The sequence below is a fragment of the Colwellia sp. genome (assembly GCF_013214175.1).
GTDB lineage: Bacteria > Pseudomonadota > Gammaproteobacteria > Enterobacterales > Alteromonadaceae > Colwellia.
This window is the reverse complement of sequence record NZ_JABSPA010000007.1, coordinates 117,051-137,851: the sequence shown is the minus strand read 5'-3', so window position 1 is coordinate 137,851 and position 20,801 is coordinate 117,051. Positions and strand designations below refer to the sequence as shown.

The 20,801-nt window shown below is 39.6% G+C and carries 13 protein-coding genes; 10 read left to right on the top strand and 3 right to left on the bottom strand.

From position 1 onward, the window contains the following. Positions 1 to 65 precede the first annotated feature (65 nt). The 4 genes from HRT55_RS16315 to HRT55_RS16300 all read left to right on the top strand — a co-directional run bounded on the left by HRT55_RS16315 (position 66) and on the right by HRT55_RS16300 (position 8,928). Complete coding sequence (locus HRT55_RS16315) at positions 66 to 2,966, top strand: TonB-dependent receptor (protein ID WP_291622950.1); 2,901 nt, start codon at positions 66 to 68, stop codon at positions 2,964 to 2,966. Between the two features lie 131 nt (positions 2,967 to 3,097). Beyond that, positions 3,098 to 4,384, top strand: a complete 1,287-nt coding sequence (locus tag HRT55_RS16310; RefSeq protein ID WP_291622949.1) for a M14 family metallopeptidase — start codon at positions 3,098 to 3,100, stop codon at positions 4,382 to 4,384. A gap of 8 nt (positions 4,385 to 4,392) precedes the next feature. Further along, positions 4,393 to 6,051: an amidohydrolase family protein gene (locus HRT55_RS16305; RefSeq protein ID WP_291622948.1), complete on the top strand. Its 1,659-nt coding sequence runs from the start codon at positions 4,393 to 4,395 to the stop codon at positions 6,049 to 6,051. Between the two features lie 393 nt (positions 6,052 to 6,444). Next, positions 6,445 to 8,928: a response regulator gene (locus tag HRT55_RS16300; RefSeq protein WP_291622947.1), complete on the top strand. Its 2,484-nt coding sequence runs from the start codon at positions 6,445 to 6,447 to the stop codon at positions 8,926 to 8,928. An 86-nt stretch (positions 8,929 to 9,014) separates the two neighbouring features. On the opposite strand, the gene HRT55_RS16295 is transcribed toward HRT55_RS16300, so the two are convergent. Then, a complete protein-coding gene (locus HRT55_RS16295) occupies positions 9,015 to 9,263 on the bottom strand; it encodes a hypothetical protein (RefSeq protein ID WP_291622946.1) in 249 nt (82 codons plus the stop codon). 197 nt (positions 9,264 to 9,460) lie between these two features. Then, on the bottom strand, positions 9,461 to 10,387 hold the full coding sequence (locus HRT55_RS16290) for a LysR family transcriptional regulator (RefSeq protein WP_291622945.1): 927 nt from the start codon (positions 10,385 to 10,387) through the stop codon (positions 9,461 to 9,463). A 129-nt stretch (positions 10,388 to 10,516) separates the two neighbouring features. On the opposite strand from HRT55_RS16290, the gene HRT55_RS16285 reads away from it, so the two are divergent. From HRT55_RS16285 to HRT55_RS16260, 6 genes are all read left to right on the top strand, one after another. Next, positions 10,517 to 11,974: an NAD-dependent succinate-semialdehyde dehydrogenase gene (locus HRT55_RS16285; RefSeq protein ID WP_291622944.1), complete on the top strand. Its 1,458-nt coding sequence runs from the start codon at positions 10,517 to 10,519 to the stop codon at positions 11,972 to 11,974. A 104-nt stretch (positions 11,975 to 12,078) separates the two neighbouring features. After that, the gene (gene gabT, locus HRT55_RS16280) at positions 12,079 to 13,368 is read left to right on the top strand and encodes a 4-aminobutyrate--2-oxoglutarate transaminase (protein ID WP_291622943.1); all 1,290 of its coding nucleotides are present in this window, start codon (positions 12,079 to 12,081) and stop codon (positions 13,366 to 13,368) included. A gap of 259 nt (positions 13,369 to 13,627) precedes the next feature. Continuing rightward, positions 13,628 to 15,790 (top strand): CapA family protein, encoded by a 2,163-nt coding sequence (locus HRT55_RS16275; protein WP_291622942.1) that lies wholly within the window; start codon positions 13,628 to 13,630, stop codon positions 15,788 to 15,790. Positions 15,791 to 16,119: 329 nt separating this feature from the next. Then, complete coding sequence (locus HRT55_RS16270; RefSeq protein WP_291622941.1) at positions 16,120 to 17,658, top strand: PAS domain-containing methyl-accepting chemotaxis protein; 1,539 nt, start codon at positions 16,120 to 16,122, stop codon at positions 17,656 to 17,658. 290 nt (positions 17,659 to 17,948) lie between these two features. Further along, the gene (locus HRT55_RS16265) at positions 17,949 to 18,770 is read left to right on the top strand and encodes a zinc-dependent peptidase (RefSeq protein WP_291622939.1); all 822 of its coding nucleotides are present in this window, start codon (positions 17,949 to 17,951) and stop codon (positions 18,768 to 18,770) included. A gap of 167 nt (positions 18,771 to 18,937) precedes the next feature. After that, the gene (locus HRT55_RS16260) at positions 18,938 to 19,297 is read left to right on the top strand and encodes an STAS/SEC14 domain-containing protein (protein WP_291622937.1); all 360 of its coding nucleotides are present in this window, start codon (positions 18,938 to 18,940) and stop codon (positions 19,295 to 19,297) included. Positions 19,298 to 19,456: 159 nt separating this feature from the next. Here the strand turns inward: HRT55_RS16260 and HRT55_RS16255 are convergent, their stop codons facing one another. Next, complete coding sequence (locus HRT55_RS16255; RefSeq protein ID WP_291622935.1) at positions 19,457 to 20,662, bottom strand: LanC-like protein; 1,206 nt, start codon at positions 20,660 to 20,662, stop codon at positions 19,457 to 19,459. Between the last annotated feature and the right edge of the window lie 139 nt (positions 20,663 to 20,801).

Genomic DNA, 20,801 nt, shown 5'->3' with positions numbered 1-20,801 from the left:
CTAAATGATCGGGTAGCTAATAACCTGACAATTATAAAACAAGCTAAATTACAACGGTGGATGTCATGAGAGATAAATCAATATTTAAGTCTAAACTGTCACATTTGAGTTTATGCGTGCTAACAGCACTAAGTTCTCAAGTTGCCTTTGCTGCAGAAAAAGCAGAAGTTAAAGAGGAAGAAATCGAAAGGATTTCTGTTGTCGGTTCAAATATTAAACGTGCTGCGGATGTGAGTACTTTACCCATAACCGTAATGTCGGCATCTGACATTGAAAATTCCGCGGCAGTATCCGGTGATGAATTACTTCGCTCTATCCCACAAATGGGCTCAGTTAACTTTGGTGAAACAACTGGTTCTTCTAATGTCAATGATGCACGTGGAGATGTAGGCTCATTTAACCTTCGAGGTTTAGGCGCGGGTAATACGTTGGTATTGCTTAATGGCCGCCGCATGGTTAATCATCCAGGTACTCAATCTAAGTCAGGCGCTAATAAAGTTCCGGTCAATACGGTTAACTCAAATACTTTACCTGTTTCAGGCTTGCGTTCATTAGAGGTTTTACGTGATGGCGCTGCTGCAATTTATGGCTCTGACGCTATTGCGGGAGTGGTTAACTATGCACTTGATAGTGAGTATGTTGGTAGTAAGGTAAGTCTTAGATACGGTGAATCACAAGGCACGCCGCTAAATGAAACAACCTTTAGCTACTTAGGTGGTTTAGAACTTAACGAAGGCCGTTCAAATTTAGTTGGCTCGGTTACTATTTACAACCGAAATGGCATGATGGCAACTGAACGTCCTTATTCAGCAAGTCATGATAGACGTCAATACCCTGGTTTACCGGAAGAATTTGTTGGTGATAGTCAATTAGATAACCGCAGCAGCGATACCCCTTGGGGTGAGTTTAGTAGTTCTTCTTACGGAACATTTCATCTTCAACCAGAAAGTATGGGCGATTGTGATGCCGGTGGTGCAGGTGGAGCTTCTGCTGCGCTTGGTTTAGATGGTGTTTGTGTTGTTGGAGAAAGTGTTTCCGGTTCAGCTGGCTCTAAACCAGGTGGTGATGTGAAATTTGATCGTGGTACTACACGTCCATTATCTTCAGATGCACAAAGAATTAATTTTTACACACATTTCACCCATCAAGTTAATGATGATGTCGAATTTTTTGCAGAAGGTATTTATTACCAAGCGGAACTTACCAATCAGTCAGAGCAAAATCACAACGGTAGTAAACATCGATTTAATATAGCGGCAGATGCCTTTTATAACCCTTTTGACGAAAAAGTTACTTTACGAAAATATCGACCTACTGATATTGGACCAAGAACTGTTACCGTTGATGATACCAGTTACCGAGTATTAGCCGGTTTTAAAGGTTACATGGGCGAATGGGATTGGGAAAGTGCAGCATTTTATAGTGCAGCTGAAACGAATGATGCCAGTACACGTATTGATATAAATGCTTTTGAAAAAGCAGTGAACAGTACCGATGAAAGTACCGCCTACAATGTCTTTGGTGGTGGTGATATTAACAATCCAAATACGATTGGAACTAGATCATTAGTGTCGACATCAATTACTGACCAGTTTCTAATTAAAGCTCACACTGATTCAACCACGAGTTTAGCGTCAATCGATTTCAAGGCTTCTAATAGCGAGATTTTCGAAATGCCTGCTGGCGATGCTGGCCTTGCGCTAGGTGTTGAATACCGCTATGAAGATTATACCAGTGACCGTTCTAAGTATGTAGATGGTAGTTTGCCTTTTACCGACTATAAAGGTGTGGTTAATGAAAGTTCATTATATGGCAGTAGTGCAACAACGGACGCTAGCGCTAGCCGTAGTGTTACTTCCGTTTTTGCTGAGCTTATCTTGCCATTAATCGACAGTGGTGATCAATATGCTGAAGTGCAACTTGCTGCACGTTATGAAAATTTTTCTGACGGTGGTGATGCATTAAAACCTAAAGTCGCATTATTTTACAAACCGACAAATTGGCTTAGCATGAGAGCATCGTATGCGGGTGGTTTTAAAGTACCTGGCCTACAACAAAGTTCTGAAGAAGCAAGCATGCCACGTCGTAGCTCTAAGTATGATCCGGTATTAGATGACACTTATGCTGTAATTGATAATCGTCAAGGTAACTCTAATCTAGTACCAGAAGACAGTGTTAACACCTCTCTTGGACTTATATTTGAGCCACTTGAAAATTTAACATTTACTGTAGATTATTGGAATATAGAGCAAGAAAATTTGGTTTTTCTTGCACCTTATGAAACCGTTTTAGCACACGATTATGTTTTACGTGTAGATGGTGGTGCTGGTAATCCTAACGTGATTCGTGATGAAGATTTAGTCGCTAGCCAAGTAAATAATCGATATATCAATGCCTCAAGCCAAGAGTTGTCTGGTCTTGATTTCGGTGTGGTGTATGACTTTGAAACGTCATTTGGTGACTTTGAATTTAACGTAAATGCCGCCTATTTAACTAAATATGAAACATCAGTTGATAGTCTTTCTGCTACCGTACTTGAAGCGCAAAAAGATTTAGTTAAATATCCAAACCTTGAAGACGTAGAAGTTGCCGGTGTAGGTGACCTAATCAAACAAGATGGCAATCCTGAATGGCGAGCTAAAAGTTCACTTAACTGGAGATTCAACGGTTGGGGCGCTGGTGTTAGCTTAAATTATGTTAGTGAGTTTGTTGATACTAGTACAAACGCGACAGTTGACGATGAAAAAGTATTTTTACCTATAGATAGTTTTACTACTGTTGATGTATATGGTTCATACAAGGTTTCAAATGATACTATGTTAGATGGATCTTATATCAGAATAGGTGTTCGAAATATCGGTGATGAAGAGCCACCAGTAGCAGATAATTACTGGCATGGTTACTCAGGTGATTATCATTCAAACCGTGGTCGTTACTTATACATGAACTTGAGCAAAACTTTTTAGGTCATACCTTTGAGGTAATACCTTTTGGTATAAAACCTCAATCAGATATACGTAAGCGATAGACGTTATGGCTCGGTTAACAAGTGTTAGCCGAGCCATATTCATTTTAACCAACTAATAGTTTGAAAATTATGATTAAATTATTGAAAACTTCTCCGTTGTTATTACCTTTATTCTTGTTTGCATGTTCATCTGCTCATGTTATTGAAAAAGAAAGCCCTGCGGTTGCAACAACTAAAGAGCAATCAGCAGAAAAATCGGTACAATCTGCTGATAAGACACTCCTTGCAATAGTCAGCAAGCAAGTTAACCGTGAAAACATTGTCAATCAATCTTGTGATGTCGGTCCGGTAACATTAACCGCCAAATTTGCTGCAGGTCGCATGGATGAATGTAAACGCGTGGCTGAAAATGAATTTGAAATCATTCTAGTCCCTGAAAACACCCCGATAAACTCAAGCCCTTGGTACGCCTTTAAAGTACAGGCTGAGCAAAATACTGACATTAAAATTACCATGAGAGTTCGTGGTGATGAACACCGTTATCCACCGAAAATTAGCCGTGATGGGAAAACCTGGCAGCTGCAAGACTACAAGATTCGGGGCAAGCGCTTAATCATGAAGATAACAGCAACAACTAAGCCTATCACTATCGCCGCGCAAGAAATCATTAATAATGAATACTATGTAGATTGGGCCAAACAATTAACCGAGCAAAATACTTTTACTCACAGCATTTTAGGACAATCAACACAAGGGCGTCCTATTTATAAAATAGAGAGTCGAAATAAAAATGCTAATGAGTGGGTGGTTATTTTAGGCCGTCAACATCCACCTGAAGTTACCGGCGCACTAGCCCTTTTCCCGTTTGTCGAAACACTTTTATCAAGCAGCGAACTCAGTAATTATTTTCTAAGAAAGTATAACGTTTTAGTTATTCCCAACATTAACCCTGATGGTGTAGAGGCAGGCAATTGGCGAAGTAATGCTAATGGCTTAGATTTAAACCGCGACTGGGTAGATTTCAGCCAAGTTGAAACTAGCCTGATAAACGATTATTTGCAGGAATTGGTTAGCCAGGGGCAGAAAATACGTTTTGCGGTAGATTTCCACTCAACCAAAAGTGATATTTTTTACACCATGCCCGTTGATTACGGTGTTGAAAAAGCATATTTTGTCAGGAATTGGTTAGCTGAGCTTGACCGTCAAATGCCTAATTTTGACGTCGTGCTGAGACCCGGTAATAACCCTGACTTGGGTGTTTCAAAACAGTACTTCTCTGATAAATTTGGTGTTCATGCTATTACCTATGAAATGGGTGACAATACCGATCGCACCAAGATAAAGCGCATTGCTTTTAAGTCAGCTAACATACTGATGATTAATATGTTATCAAACGTTGATCACGATAAACAATAGGACCTATTATGAGTATATTTGATGTAAAATTTCTTGCTATGAAAGTGAATGCTAAAAAGTCACTTAATAAAAAAACAATCGCCATGGCAGTAAGTTTAGCGTTATTAGCGGCTTGCTCTGACGAAAGTGCCGTTCAAGGTGAAGTGTTAAGTAAAACGCCAAGTGAGTTACCGGGGAAGTTGGCAAGTAAAGTTGATCTGTTAATTACTAACGGCACGGTTTACACCGGTGAAAGTAATCAAGCTCAACATCTCGATGTCGCTATTTGCCAGAAAATTATTTGTGGTTTATATCCGAGTGGTGATCATACTATAAAAGCGACCAAAACAATTGATGCCACAGGTAAAATTGTTAGCCCTGGTTTTATTGACCCACATACTCATTCTTTGTCTGAGCTGTTAAGTAAAGATAAAAACCATAACTTAAATTACTTAACCCAAGGTGTTACTACCGTTATTAATGGTAATGATGGCGGCGGACCGGTAGATATTACCGCAATGTCTGAAAAGCTAACTACTAATGGCATAGGCACAAATACCGCGTTATTAGTCGGTCATGGCAGTTTAAGAGAACAAGTTATGGGTCGTGCTGAGCGTTATTCAACGCCAGCAGAGCTCAGTGAAATGTCGGCATTATTAACCAAAGCAATGCAAGCCGGCGCTATTGGTTTATCAACCGGCTTATATTATGTGCCGGGTAGTTATGCCAATACTGACGAAGTGATCAACTTAGCGAAAATAGCCAGTCACTATGGCGGCATTTATGACACCCATTTACGTGATGAAAGTACCTTTAATATAGGGTTTACCGCCGCACTTGATGAAGCTATTAATATTGCTGATAAAGCTGATATCCACTTACATTTAGCCCACATCAAAGCGCTTGGCGTTGATGTTTGGGGACAAAGTGAGCAAGCAATTGCTAAAATTGAACAAGCTCAGAATAATGGCACCTCAATATCAGCCGATCAATACCCATGGTTAGCATCAGGAACCAAACTGCGTAGTGCGGTGATGCCACAATGGGTAATGGCCGATTCTACAGAGGATTTTCATCAACGTTTAAAACAAGCTGATTTAGCTGAACAACTCGCTAAAGAAGTTACTGAGAATATCCGTAGAAGAGGTGGTCCAGACTCACTGTATATTACTGAGTTCACTGATACAGACTTAGTGGGTTTAAATCTATTACAAATAGCAGAATTGAAAAATCTATCTGTAATTGATACTGCCATAACATTAATACTGGAAGGAGATGTAAGAGTCGCGTCTTTTAATATGTCACCAAAAGACGTTGAACGTTTTATGGTACAACCTTGGGTGGTTACTTCATCTGATGGGACTAATGGTCATCCGAGAAAGTACGCGAGTTTTCCTAGAAAGTACCAGACTTATGTGGTTGAGAAAAAATTACTCACTATCGCTGACTTTATTAATAGAAGCTCGTCACAAACTGCCAAGATACTCGGTTTAACCGAACGTGGCATGTTAAAGGTGGGCTACAAGGCCGATGTCATTGTTTTTGATCAACAAGACTTTGCCCCTAAGGCAACTTTTAGTCAGTGGAATAAATACTCTGTCGGCGTAGAGCAGGTGATTGTTAACGGTATTTTGGTTATTGAAAATGAGAAATTCAACAATACCTTAGCCGGAGAGTTTATTCAGTAAGCTCACTCGTTAATATTGCTGTTATTGACGTTCGTTTTTCAAAAAACGAACGTCATATTCGCTCCCACCCCATCCATTATTGACATCATGATACCCATCAAGAAAAATTCAATCGGCTTTTCTGCTGTTATTAATAAATTAAGCGCCACTTTTGTTTATTGGAATACTTTTCTCCAACATGCTGACATCATCAAGTAACCTTTCCCCGAGTCAGCACTCGATGCCTTATTTATATAAATGGCCATGACAAAAAACTAAAGCTATACCCAAAAAGACTAAATCAATACCAAAGTAAATTTATCAATAGCTTAATGGCTAAATGCATCTATGCTGATTACTGGTGCATTTAGTTTCCTTTCTTCCCCTTGTCTTACAATGTTGAGAATATCAAATATGTTTGGCTTAGAATTCTTAGATAATAATACCGCGATTTTTCTAGCATTAACTACTGACTACAATTACTTCGTTGTTTTTGCTTCTTATATTGTTGCTTGGATAGGTGCTTATGCGGGTTTATCTACCATTCCCTCAATGCGTTATGCTGAATCTGTTACCGCTAAGCGCTTGTGGCATGTTGGTGGCTCTTTAGCCATGGGCAGCGCGATATGGTCGATGCACTTTGTCGGTATGCTAGCGCTATCATTACCTGTAGCCGTTCATCATCATCTTGGGCTAACAGCGCTGTCTGTTCTGCCCGCTATTGTGGCCAGTTATATCGCGCTATTATTTATTGAACGGGACAATTACACTACTTGGCACCTTATCGGGGCTGGTATTATCTTAGGCGCTGGCATTGGTATCATGCATTATATGGGCATGGAGGCAATGTATGGCAATTTCACTCTAGTGTACCAACCCTGGTTTTTCCTACTTTCTATTGTTGTCGCTGTGGTGTTAGCCATTATTGCGCTTTATGCCGGGAAGTTTAATGTAGATGCTGAAAGAGAACAAAATTATCAATTGCTACGTTCAGCTGCTTTAGTTGGTGCCGCCATTACCGGTATGCATTACATGGGTATGCAAGCATCGTATTTTTTGGCGATTGACCATATCAGCCACACCGAAGCTAATACTTCACACTCAATGATGACGGTTATATTGATTGCCAGCACACTATTTTTATCTACGTTAGCTGTGGTGTCTAACATCATCAACAAAATGTTTATCAAGCTTTTGCTAGCCAAAGTTGAAGCAGAAGCTTCAACTCAGGCAAAAGCCGAATTTTTAGCGAGTATGAGTCATGAAATTCGTACGCCGATGAATGGTGTTTTAGGCATGCTAGATTTATTGATCAAATCAAATCTCGATGAAAATCAAATGTATAAGGCAAAAATAGCGCGTTCAAGCGCTAAGTCATTATTAGCTTTGCTGAATGATATATTGGATTTTTCTAAAGTGGACGCGGGTAAACTAGATTTAGAAGTATTGCATTTTGATTTGCGCAGTTTGTTAATTGAATTTGCCGAATCGGTTGCCTTACAGGCTGAAATTAAAGGCTTAGAGTTCATTCTTGATATTACTCGCATTGAACATTCAATGGTTAAAGGCGATCCCGTTCGCATTAGACAAGTCATCTCAAACTTGGTTTCAAACGCGATAAAATTTACCGAAACTGGTGAGATTATAGTTAGGGCTGAGTTGGTAGAAGATGACAATTTAGATTTGATTTTTAATTGCTCAGTGGAGGATAGCGGCATAGGCATTCCGAAAAAATCCATTAAAAACTTATTTCAATTATTTACCCAAGTTGATTCATCCACTACACGAAAATATGGCGGTACAGGACTTGGCTTATCCATTTCTAAACAATTATGCGAATTGATGCAAGGTTCAATCTCGGTCACCAGTATATTGAACAAGGGCAGTTGTTTTAGCTTTAACATTACCTTATTAAAAAGTAGTCAGTCGAAACAGGTAGTTCCTCATATAGATGTCAGCAAGTTATCGTTATTAGTCATTGATGATAATGCCACAAATAGGGAAGTATTACGGGGACAATTGGAACATTGGGGCTGCTGTGTCGAAGAAGCGGACAGTGCTGCTGCCGCGTTTTTAAAACTGGAGAGCTATTTTGACAATAAAAGCGACCTCTTTGATGTGATTTTTGTTGATATGCAGATGCCAGATATGGATGGTGCCACCTTTGCGCGGAAAATAAGACAGGATAAGCGTTTTAATGCACTGCCTATGGTCATGATGACGTCGATGTCGACACAAGGTGATACAAAGTATTTTACCGATCTAGGCTTTAATGCCTACTTCTCAAAACCCGTTACCGGCTCAGATATTTTAGATGCGTTAGCGATAATAAAGTCTCCTGCCAGTGATATCGACTTATCTCAACCAATAATCACCCATCAATATTTGGCTTCATTTTCTCATGAAAATAGTGAGTTAGACAAACGTGAATTAGATGAAAATAGTAACTCAAGTGAAAGTAATATTGCAATCGATGAAATTGATGTGCCGTGTCAAAATTTCTCCAGCAAGATCAAGGTCTTGTTGGTAGACGATAATCGTATTAATACTGTAGTCGCAACTCACATGCTTAACGAGATTGGCCTCAATGTTACCGTGGCGAAGAATGGCCAAGAAGCCTTAGATACATTAGCTAACGCTTGCCCAGATAAGCCCTTTACTTTGGTGTTAATGGATTGCCAAATGCCCATTATGGATGGTTATCAAGCAACCAGAGGAATTCGTTCCGGCGAAGCGGGTCATCAGTATAAAGACATTCCAATTATTGCCATGACCGCTAATGCTATGGTCGGGGATGATGCTAAGTGTTTTGCTGCGGGTATGAGTGACTACTTAACTAAGCCAATAGATATGGACATATTATCTGATACGCTTAATAAGTGGCTTAAAACTAATTAGTGGCATCCTTATGGTAACCAGCACTATCGCTATTGTAAAAAATAACTGTCAGGGTCAACACTCGGTATAAACACTAAGTACCAGCATTAGTTATAACCTAATACATAGCTATAATTTGATTCGTCGAAATCAAAGTATCTTATTAAAGGCGAAGTTTCAGGGCTAGCAGTACTCTCTATTGCATCGTTATTATTTATGTTATTTGTAATAGCGTTAGTAACAGAGTCATTATCAGAACTAGCAACTGAGTTTTTCTCTATATTCCCCGGACAGTCACCTGCGGAGCTATTATTGCACTTTGTTACTTTCCCTTGAGCAGCGTCTGTACTAGCCATAATCATCACCTTGTTAAAACGTTATTTATCACCTTGGATAGCCATAATGTAATTTTATGTTTAAAAATGAAATGACTTAAGTTTTGTTCATCCATAGCGCAAGGTTATAGGCTGATGGACACGGTATTTCTAGCCTAATAAATGGCTTTTGCTGAGTATTTAGATAGCTAACTCTTATTGAGCTAACTTATATTAACTTAGCTTATTTTAAATACTTGCTTGAAAATATTGCTCAATAAATTGACCTTACTTACTTCACGGGGTGAGCTTTTTGTCACCAAGGATAAATTAAATTGATAGGTATGACTACTGGGTTTAATAATACGGATCTGACCTTGGTTTAATTCTTCTTGAATATAGCTTTGCGGCATATAGCCAAGGTAACGGCCTGATAAGATCATGGTTTTACGGGTATCAAATTGGTATGACTTAGCCGATAAATTAAGTTTCATTAATTGCTCTTTACCATCGTTATCTATATCGATACCGGGATGAATGGCAGCGACTTCTGCTAAATCTTGCTCCGAAATTGAGCTATCAACTTGACTAAAGAAAGGGTGGTCTTTGGCGCAACATAGAAAAATAGGCTCGTTTGACAGAGCGGTGTAACTTAACCCCTCTATCTGTTGGTAACTTGGAAATAGGCCAATATGGGCTTTATCTTTTAATAATTGCTTTTCAATAGTGGAAATTGAGTCACCGTCTAAGACAATATGTAAGTTAGGTGAGTCATCGTGTAGTTGTTGAATAACTTGCGCTAATTTTTGTTGTTTGAATGAGTCTAGTTGATCGGCGCACAAGATCACTAACTCACCACTAAGCTCTTTACCTAAGGAGCCCACCAGTAAAGAAAAGTCATTGAGTGAGTCAAATAACTCGATTATTGCCCGGTAAACCGCTTGCCCATCTTCGGTTAGGGAAAAGCCACCTCGGCCACGACGACATAAAGTTAGCTTCATCCGTGTCTCTAAGTTAGACATATGCACACTGATGGTTGAACGGGTAATACCTAGTGCTAGCTCTGCAGCAGAAAAACCACCGTATTCAACCACAGAGCTGAAAATTCTCAGTAACCTTAGGTCATACTCAGTTACTGGCTTGGGAATAATTGAGGTGTTTTTCATAAGTAATATTCTTTATAAGTTTGGTCTAGTCCAAACAATAGGTTTAATGTTTTATATTTAACCTGAGTTTGTTATGGGTTTCAATAGGGGCATATACTCAAACCACAGATAATTATTAAGGATCTCGTTATGTACGGCCTAGCAGATAAACAATTATTGAAAAACTTTTCTTATATAAACGGTAGTTGGCATAGCAGTGCTACTGAATTTTCCGTCACCAATCCAGTGAATGGCGCAGAGATTATCAAGGTCAGCAATGCTGGCGTGGTTGAAACTAAGCTGGCAGTTAAAGCCGCTAAAGATGCCTTAGCTATGTGGTCGGCAAAATCGGCTAACCAAAGAGCTACTTTATTACGTAACTGGTTTGATCTGATGATGGAAAATCAAGACGATTTAGGCCGAATTCTAACCTTGGAGCAAGGAAAACCTTTAGCTGAAGCTAAGGGCGAAGTTGCTTACGGAGCCTCTTTTATTGAGTGGTTTGCTGAAGAAGGTAAACGTGTTTATGGCGATATTATCCCTGGGCCATCAAACGACAAACGCATTATAGTGATTAAACAGCCAGTTGGCGTTGTTGCCTCTATTACTCCATGGAATTTTCCTAATGCCATGATTGCCCGTAAAGCGGCGGCGGCATTAGCTGCAGGTTGTACTTTTGTTGTACGGCCAGCAAAACAAACACCTCTTTCTGCGCTTGCCATGGCTGAACTTGCTGAAAGAGCAGGTATTCCTGCAGGTGTGTTTAATGTTGTTGTGGGTGAAGATGCTCGCGGCATGGGTGAAGTGTTAACTCAACATCCTGACATCTCAAAATTCACCTTTACCGGCTCAACGCCAGTGGGCAAAACATTACTGAGCCAATGTGCTACGTCAGTTAAAAAAGTATCAATGGAATTAGGTGGTAATGCACCTTTTATTGTTTTTGATGACGCCGATATTGATGCCGCAGTGCAGGGCGCTATGGCGTCTAAATATCGCAATGCCGGACAAACTTGTGTCTGTACCAACCGTATTTTTGTACAACAAGCTGTACTTGAACAATTTACTGAAAAATTCGCCCAAGCGGTCAGTGAATTAATCCTAGGTGATGGTTTAGTTGAGGGTGTAACTATAGGCCCGATGATTTCGGCGCAAGCGGTGAGTGATGTTGACAGCTTAGTGAGCAAGTCAATTGCCGCTGGCGCGACATTAATCTGCGGTGGTAAAAAAGATCCCGCGGGAGATAATTTCTACCAAGCTACTATTTTAACAAATGTGACTAATGATATGCCTATTGCGGCCAATGAAATATTTGGCCCGGTATCACCGATTATTGCCTTTGACACTGAAGCAGAAGTTATTGCTATGGCAAACGATACAGAATATGGCTTGGCCGCATATTTTTATTCTCGAGATATTGGCCGAATTTGGCGAGTAGCGGAAGGATTGGAGTTCGGTATGGTTGGTATAAACGAAGGTCTTATTTCCAATGCCGCAGCACCGTTTGGTGGCGTCAAACAATCAGGTAATGGCCGTGAAGGCTCAAAGTATGGTTTAGATGATTATCTAGAAATCAAATATTTATGTATGGGCGGCCTAGATAAGTAACTAAGAATTGAGTAAAAATTACAAAAACCAGCGCCATTAAGTGATGATGTTAATGACACTGGCCCATTGATTGATTGAGAGAAAAATTGAACTAGGTAAATAAAATGACAAATTTAGAATTACAAAAAAGAAAGACACAGGTAATTGCCCGCGGACAAGGCAATATGTACCCAGTGTATGTGGAGCGTGCACAAAACTCAGAGATTTGGGATGTTGAAGGTAAACGTTATATTGATTTTGGTACTGGCATTGCCGTGTGTAATACCGGCCATAGTCACCCAAAAGTTGTTGCTGCGGTAAAAGCACAACTGGATAAATTTAGTCATACTTGTGTAATGGTTAACCCTTATGAAGTAGCGGTTGAACTAGCGGAAAAATTAGTGGCTATTGCGCCAGGTGATTCAGAGAAAAAAGCAATTTTTGTTTCTACTGGCGCCGAAGCCGTGGAAAACTGCGTTAAAATAGCGCGCGCTCATACCGGGCGTCGTGGTGTTATTGCATTTAACGGTGGTTTTCATGGTCGAACCAATTTAACCATGGCGTTAACGGGTAAAATCACCCCTTATAAAAACTTATTTGGGCCTTTTCCTGGTGATATCTTCCACGCACCTTTCCCTATTGCTTGTCACGGCATTACCGTTGCACAATCCATTAAAGCGATAGAAAACCTCTTTAAAGTCGATATAGCGCCAACGGATGTTGCCGCCATTATTGTTGAACCTATCCAAGGCGAAGGTGGTTTCTATCAAGCGCCAAGTGAGTTTTTACAAGCGTTACGCCAACTTTGTGATAAGCACGGTATAGTTTTAATTGCCGATGAAATTCAAACCGGTTTTGCCCGTACCGGTAAAATGTTTAACTTTGAATATGCTAACGTAGAGCCAGATTTGATTACTATGGCGAAAGGCATTGCTGGTGGTTTCCCAATTGCAGCTGTTGTCGGGAAAGCTAACATTATGGATGCACCTTTACCGGGTGGTTTAGGCGGCACTTATGGCGGCTCTCCTATTGCCTGTGTAGCAGCTTTGGCGGTACTTGAAATTATTGAAGAAGAAAATTTGATAGAGCGCTCTAATCAAATTGGTGCATTATTTAACGAGCAGTTGTCACAATTACAAAATAAATTCCCCAATCTGATTCTAGATGTCAGAAACAAGGGCGCTATGATTGCCATAGAGCTTATTTGTGATGGTGATGTTGAACAGCCAAATACCGAGCTAACCCAAGCCATTATTGCCAATGCCGCTAAGTATGGCTTGGTACTATTAGCCTGTGGATTTTATGGTAATGTTATTCGTTTCTTACCAGCATTAACCATCAGTGATGATCTAGTGCATGAAGGTCTTAATGTATTTACCCGCTTATTTACTGATGTAGTTGCTGATATTGCCTAATAGCAGCTGAGCATTACCGAGTATCTGCTGAGTAGCGACTTAACTGTTTATTTATATCAGCTGAGTAATTGAGCCAAAATGTTTAGTTACTCAGTTTCTGCATTCAAACCATACCCTCAGGTTATACATAGCCAATAGATAAGAATACATCTATTTGTATTTGATGGCATTTGATTGTTTATACTCGTTAATATTCGGCAATACTCGATAAGTCATTGCTTAATTGGCCCCTTTATTTAGTAAAAAACTTGGAATAACTATGCGACAATTTATAACAATAATAATTATCTTAGCCGCTTTTGCTTTTCAGGCAAATGTTAATGCAAATCAAACAGTTAATATAACTGGTCGTTTGCTTGATGAATCACAAAATCCGCTCAGTGATGTAATAATCACCCTAAACAATAAAACGGTAACGAGTAATAAACAGGGCCGCTTTGTACTACCTGTTGAACGTTCAAGCACTGAACAAGCTATTTACCAACTCAGCTTTGTAAAAAAATACTATTATAAAAACATTCAAACTTTCAGTCATTACGAGTTGTTTTCACTGCAAACTAAAAAGAATCATGGTGTTATTGCCGATATGACCCTAGTTGCCAAAAAAGCTAAGCGTGTAATGCTAGCTTTTGGTGGTGATGTGATGATGGACCGACGTTATTATAAACCTTACTTTGGTGACTCTATTTTAATTCACCCAGAAACACGGTTAAAAGATAGCAAAGCTGTGGTAGAAAATATTAAACCCTATATGAGTATCGCTGATTACGCAGCGGTAAATTTAGAAACACAAATCGCCGATAAAAAACCCGGTGAACGTGCGCCTAAGTCAGTTACCTTTTATTCTCGACCTGAAATTCTTGACGCTTTAGCGTGGGCTGGCGTTGATTATGTCAGTTTGGGAAATAACCATACCTATGATTATTTAGAGCCTGGAATGCAGTCAACCTTAGCATTCCTGCAGCAAAGCCAATTAGGTTTTTCTGGTGCTGGAATGAATGAAGAACAAGCGTTAAAAGCACATCGCGATACCATTAATAATACTGAATTTTCTATGCTGGGTTATGTTGGCTGGGAAGGACGCTCTGAGCCAACACAAACCGCTAATCATCAACATGGCGGCGCTGCTTATGGTTCAATGGCTAACATTGTTAACTCAGTACAAAAAGAAGTCGCTAAAGATAGAATCACCATAGTGCAATATCATGGCAGCCAAGAATACGCCAACAGTCCAACCGGCGTTACCGAGCAACGATTAAAATCAGCACTAGTTAATGGCGCCGCGCTTGCCATTGCACATCACCCTCATGTTACTCAGGGCTTAGAATTATATGACAATAAGTTAATTGCTTACTCGATGGGTAATTTCATTTTTGATCAAAACTTTACTGCTACCCAACACAGTTTTATCTTGTATGTTTGGTTAGATGAAGGAAAATTCCATCGTGCGGAAATAGTACCTTTATATGTTAAAGGCTATAAACCAACCCCAGCCACAGGCGTCAATCGTTATACGGTGATGAAGCGATTAACAGAGCTTTCTAGGGTACGAAATACTCATATTCGTCAATCCGGTGGTCATGGTGTAATCACGCCAATAACTGCCTCAGTAACAGTTAAGGCTGTGAACACTAAAGCCGCTAATAACAAGTCAGCACACAAGTCTGTAAAAAAGACTGAAGTACAGCATAAGTTAACTTTCGCTCAGGGCAGTAACATAGCGAGTTTGTATCATTTACCTTGGCACCAACAAATAAGTGAAATATCTTTACTAAACAAGCAAGTAAAGTATCGTCTAGGGAAAAACTTAATCAATGGTAGTGACTTTGAAAGCTACTCAACCTTTAATAGCCCTGAACGTGGTTTGTTTTTTGACCGAAGTATCATGAGTTTAAATAATTATGGTGCTAGCGGTAATACCAGTATGTCTTTAGCACTGAATGACCAACAAACTACCACCTTTGGTGTGAAGAGCTTTTGGCGGGTATATTCTGCCAGTAGACCTATGACCATTAAAGTAAATTATCAAAGCAAAAATACCGTTAAATTACACTATTATTGGCAAGGTAGAAAAAGCAGACAAAAATTATTTGATGCTTTTAAAAACAGTCCTAAAAACTTAATAAAAACCGTCGACCTAGAAGGAACAGATAAATGGCAAAGTGTCGAGGTTGACTTTAATTCACCAAGAATTGGTTATAAAAGTTATCGCATTATGGTTGAAGCTGAACTTGTCGATGGCAGTACAGCCCAGTTAGCTATTGATGATTTTGCAGTGATCGAATGGCACAGCGCTTTTACCAATAGCTCAAAGCCACCATTCTTTACTCTTGATAGTCGCCAACCAGCTTATTTAGGTTTATCTAATACTAGTGAAACGGCTAAAGCCAGCTCCCAAGGGGTTGTTGTTAGTACAAAGTAAGTTCGACAGTTCAGTAGCCCGGCACCACGCTGGGCTTTTTAATGCATGGATTAAATTACTGGCTTAGAGTAACTCAATTATCTACTCAGCAACACCAATGGAACTAACACCTTTTGTGTTATATCTACAAACAACTTCCAACATCACAACTTTGCACGAAAGGCATTGATTCAAATTACATATTAGTACGTTAAATGTTGATCTATATCAAATAAAGGCGCCTAATGCGGAGTTTCCAACTATCTAAATTTGATTATCTTAAATTGACTGACTAATGTCATGCAAGCTTTCAAGTTACTTTACCGATTCACTTTTATGGATATATATTAATGCATAATACTTCAGCCAATGAAACAACCTTTCCTGACTCAGAGCAACTAGTCTCTATTACCGACCTTGAGGGCAGGATCACCTATGCCAATGAGGCATTTTGTCATATTGCCGGCTACACCTCGGCTGAGTTAGTGGGCCAACATCATAATATTGTCCGTCACAGGGATATGCCCAAGGCAGCATTTTCCGATTTATGGCAAAAACTAAAGCAGGGGGATTCTTGGCGAGGAATGGTTAAAAATCGTACTAAAAACGGCGGGTTTTATTGGGTTGATGCTTATGTAACCCCACTCTATGAAAATAATAAAGTTGTCGGCTATCAGTCAGTAAGAACTAGCCCATCGCAGAGTCAAAAGCAAAAAGCTCAGCAATTATATGACGGGTTAAATAATGGCAAATCTGACCGAGACTTTAATGCCAACACGGCTTTAAAACGTATCATTGCTGCAACTGTCATCCTGCTTGCTTGTCTAGCAAATTGGCAGTATTCAGCGCCGATAATGTCTACGGCTATTTTATTGACCACTATAGGGCTAATTTTTATCATTTTTACCGAGGAGCTATTGGTTTTTCCAAAGCTTGCGGCTAGGACCAAAACAGAACTTGATAGCCCATCTCGACTTATATTTTCAGGCAAAGGCTTAACCAGTATATTTAATTACCCGCAAGAATTATATAAAGCAAGAATAGGCACTATTTTAGGACGTAGTAGAGATTCAGGACAAAACTTAGTAAAAGTTGCTGCGGAACTTGAACAAGCTGCTAGTCATATGCTTGCAGGTATACATGAAGAAAACTCACATCTAGTACAACTTGCCACGGCCATCACAGAAATGAGTGCAACCATAGATGAAGTTAGCTTAAATACCACAAACACCCATGACAAAATGGTCAATATTCAAGAAGAATGTCTGCAGAATATTGAAATTACGCAAGTCACTCAAACTAAGATCGTTAACTTAGCAAATGAGGTTGGCGTTGTTGCTGAGAGTGCTCTTGATTTAGTAAAAGATGTCGATAAAATTTCAACCATCATGGCTGAAATACAAGGCATTGCCGATCAAACCAATCTACTGGCTTTAAATGCGGCTATAGAAGCGGCGAGAGCGGGAGAGCAAGGTCGTGGTTTTGCCGTGGTCGCCGATGAAGTTCGAACCCTAGCAAGTAGAACCCAAGGTGCTACCGTACAAATTCAAACCTCGGTGCAAGCATTACAAACAACCTTACAACAATGGAGTCAGGTAATGTTGACAAGTAAAGCCAACGCTGAGGAATGCTCACAAGATACGGTAAAAATAACGGCAGCAATGGAGAATGTTATTACTAATGTAAACCTAGTGAGTGATATGACAGCTCAAATAGCTACCGCAACAGAAGAACAAAGTGTTGTTGCGAATCAAATTAATCAAAGCGTGCATACCATAGACGATATTTCGCAAAGTAATGCTGCCTTAGCTGAACAGGTGAATAACTGTGGTATTGAAGTAAATAAAAGTGCCGAGTTAATCGATGGTTTAAGTACTACATTTAAATAATCAATAGCTCCGGAGGTAGTGCTGACTTTTAGTAGATAAAATCCCAAAGCAGCACGTTCTCTAACCCTTGTTAATTTAGCCGTACCGGATTACGCACCGATGACGTACGGGTGAATAAACAAGGGTGTTCTACATCATTTTCTGTTACGTCCTTAAGGACGAAATTTAACGCAATCCGCTGAATTTTCCTCTGTTCACCACCTTAGCCATGATGTTTAAATATTCCCATGGCTTGAAATTATCCCACATCGCACCAAGATATTAAGTAAGCTCACCCTATAAGGATGTTTATGTTACCTATTTTGTTACCTTTGTTTATTGCTATCGCCATCATTGGCTCTTTAATGGCAAAACCGTATTGGCGTGAATATAAGCGCGGTCAAGTAAGAAGTTTACCGTTTAAAAAACAATGGCGTAAAATAATCCAGCAAAGAATGCCATATTTTAGGCAAATGCCTACGGATTTACAGCTGCAGTTAAAGCAACATATACAAGTCTTTATCGCTGAGAAAAATTTTATCGGTTGTAATGGCGTTAAAATTACCGATGAGATAAAAATTACCATAGCGGCGCAAGCATGTTTATTGCTGCTTAATAGAAAAACTGATTATTATCCTAAACTAAAAACTATTTTAGTTTATCCCAGTGCGTTTGTTAAAGAGCAAAGCCAATTAAACCATGATGGTACTCAATACACCAAAAGAGTGGCTTTATCCGGTGAGTCTTGGGATTTTGGCAAGATAGTCTTATCGTGGCAAGACAGCGTACATGGCGCAGAATTACCTAACGATGGCCACAATGTGGTTATTCATGAGTTTGCCCATCAACTTGATCAAGAAAATGGTAAAGCGAATGGCGCGCCTATTTTAGGAAAAGGGCAAAGTTATCAATGCTGGTCTGAGGTATTTAGCCAACAATTTGACGAACTTAGAAAGCAAGCCGCAGCTGGCACACCGTCAATATTTGATTATTATGGTGCCACCGAGCCCGCTGAGTTTTTTGCCGTGGTCAGTGAGGTGTTTTTCGAAAAGTCTCAACAGTTCTCTCAACAACACCCTGAATTGTATGGTCAACTAACCAGCTATTATAAAGTTGACCCCATTCATTGGTAATAACTTGAATATAATAGGGTATATGTACCATTTAAGAGGTTTAATCTATAAAAATCATAATTTTAAAGTTATAATATATGCACTAAAAACATTAATGTTATCAACGATAGCAGTAAGTAGACTTATTTCGCTTAATAAGTCTACTTTATCAGGGATAGATTTATTATATGGATGTCCACCAAATATCATTTGCCAAGATCACTGTCTTGCGTAATGATCTTGCCGAAATAGTTGTCGATAATGGCGTCGATATTAACGTTAAAATGGTTGATGAAATCCATCATTGTTTACTGTCAATTTTTAGTCACACATTTTCACTACTCATTAATAAAACTAACTCCTACTCAACCCAACTCGATGCTCTGATGAAGTTTGGTACCTTGGCAGCAATAAATAAAATAGCGGTTTTTGCCCCCAATAAAATGGCCAGAATGAGCGCTGATTTTTCAGCGACTATCCCAAGCTCTAAAGCTTTAAATATTGAAGTGTTCATTGACCGTAATGACGCGCTTTTATGGTTGCACTAAGGGCTATATCACCCAAACGATACCCGGTAGCGGCGTATCATTATGGCAGGAGGAATAAGAGTAAGCTCTGTCAGCTTGAAGATATAATGGCGAATTGACTGCACACTGTATTTATATACAGCCACATCGGGGTGTGTGATATTTGAGCATTACGGGACATTAAAATAAATCTAAACCAGGAATCGCGGCCTCGTTAGGCTGTAAACAATGATATAAATAGATTGCTAGGCCAGCATCCCCGGTCCACAAAGTGTACCTTCCTTGGCCATAGTGTATGCGATCTTGTTGGCATTGTTTAATTGCATGCATGGCAAATTTTCTTGCTCTATCGAGCCAAATTGAATCCCCCGTCCTTTTATATAAATATAAAAACGCATAGCCGTTGCCGGCAGTGCCGTGGCAAATATTAGCGCCTTTGCTTAGTGGTCCGGCTTGCCAAACTAACTCTGCAGTTGTTGCTAATAAGTTATCCAGCTCTGTTGTATTTGACGATGCAGTTTTAGGGGCTCTTGCCATAGCAGTAACTATGCCTGCTGCGCCATGACACCACTGTACCAAGAGTTTATCAATATTTGGCTTGGTACATAGTGGCCAATTCTTTAGCTTTTTCTCGGTTTTAGCAGAGATAAGAAGTGTTGAAACTGTGCGATGAAGAATTTCCTTAATTGAAATGTCTGCTATTAAATCGGCACCTTGTAGCAGGATATTAGCATTACCTACTATGCCATGACAGGCACCATAATAGTGTCGCTTAGGGCCAAACACTTGACTTTGCCACAGCCATTCGCCGCTAGATTTATCTTGCTGCCAATTAGCTAGCAGCGATCTTGCCCCTTTAATGAACATTACCTTCCAGCAGGATTTTCCTGTTTTTTGATACAGAGCAAAGGCAGCATGCATCATGCCACTTTGTCCTGACGTTATTTCATGAAAAGGTAGCGCTAGTGTAGCTTCCATACACTTTAAAAGTTTTTTTGATACTTCATCATTATCAGGATCTGCTAATAGTCTAGGCATCAAAATACCGATTTCTCCTAGTTGTAAGCCAGGCTCGATTGCTACGTCTGGGTTTTGCAAAAATGATGAATACACCTGGACGAGTAAATGCGATAAGTCAGTCACTTGATAGCCGTAATTTTTTAAGATCTGTAAAGCATGAATAGTTCCTGCCGAGCCAGCATAAGCAGCCCATTTAGGCCCGATTTTAGCATAACCCTCCGCATCAAGTGGGTGTGTAGGCCAACTAGCATTGGCTAATAAAGATCGTTCAATATCATCAATAATTGTTAATATTTCTTGTTGAACGGTATGACTATGCCAAGGTGTTTTAGTGAGGGGCTGGTGACGCTTTGGTTCAAATAGCATAATTACTTCTTCCTATTAACTTATCTATGCCAGTCTTAATCTAAGCCATAACTTAAGCAATAAAAAAAGCCTGAAGACATACTTTGATATTTCTATTATTTATCATCAGTATACATTTACACCAAGACTGTGTTTATAT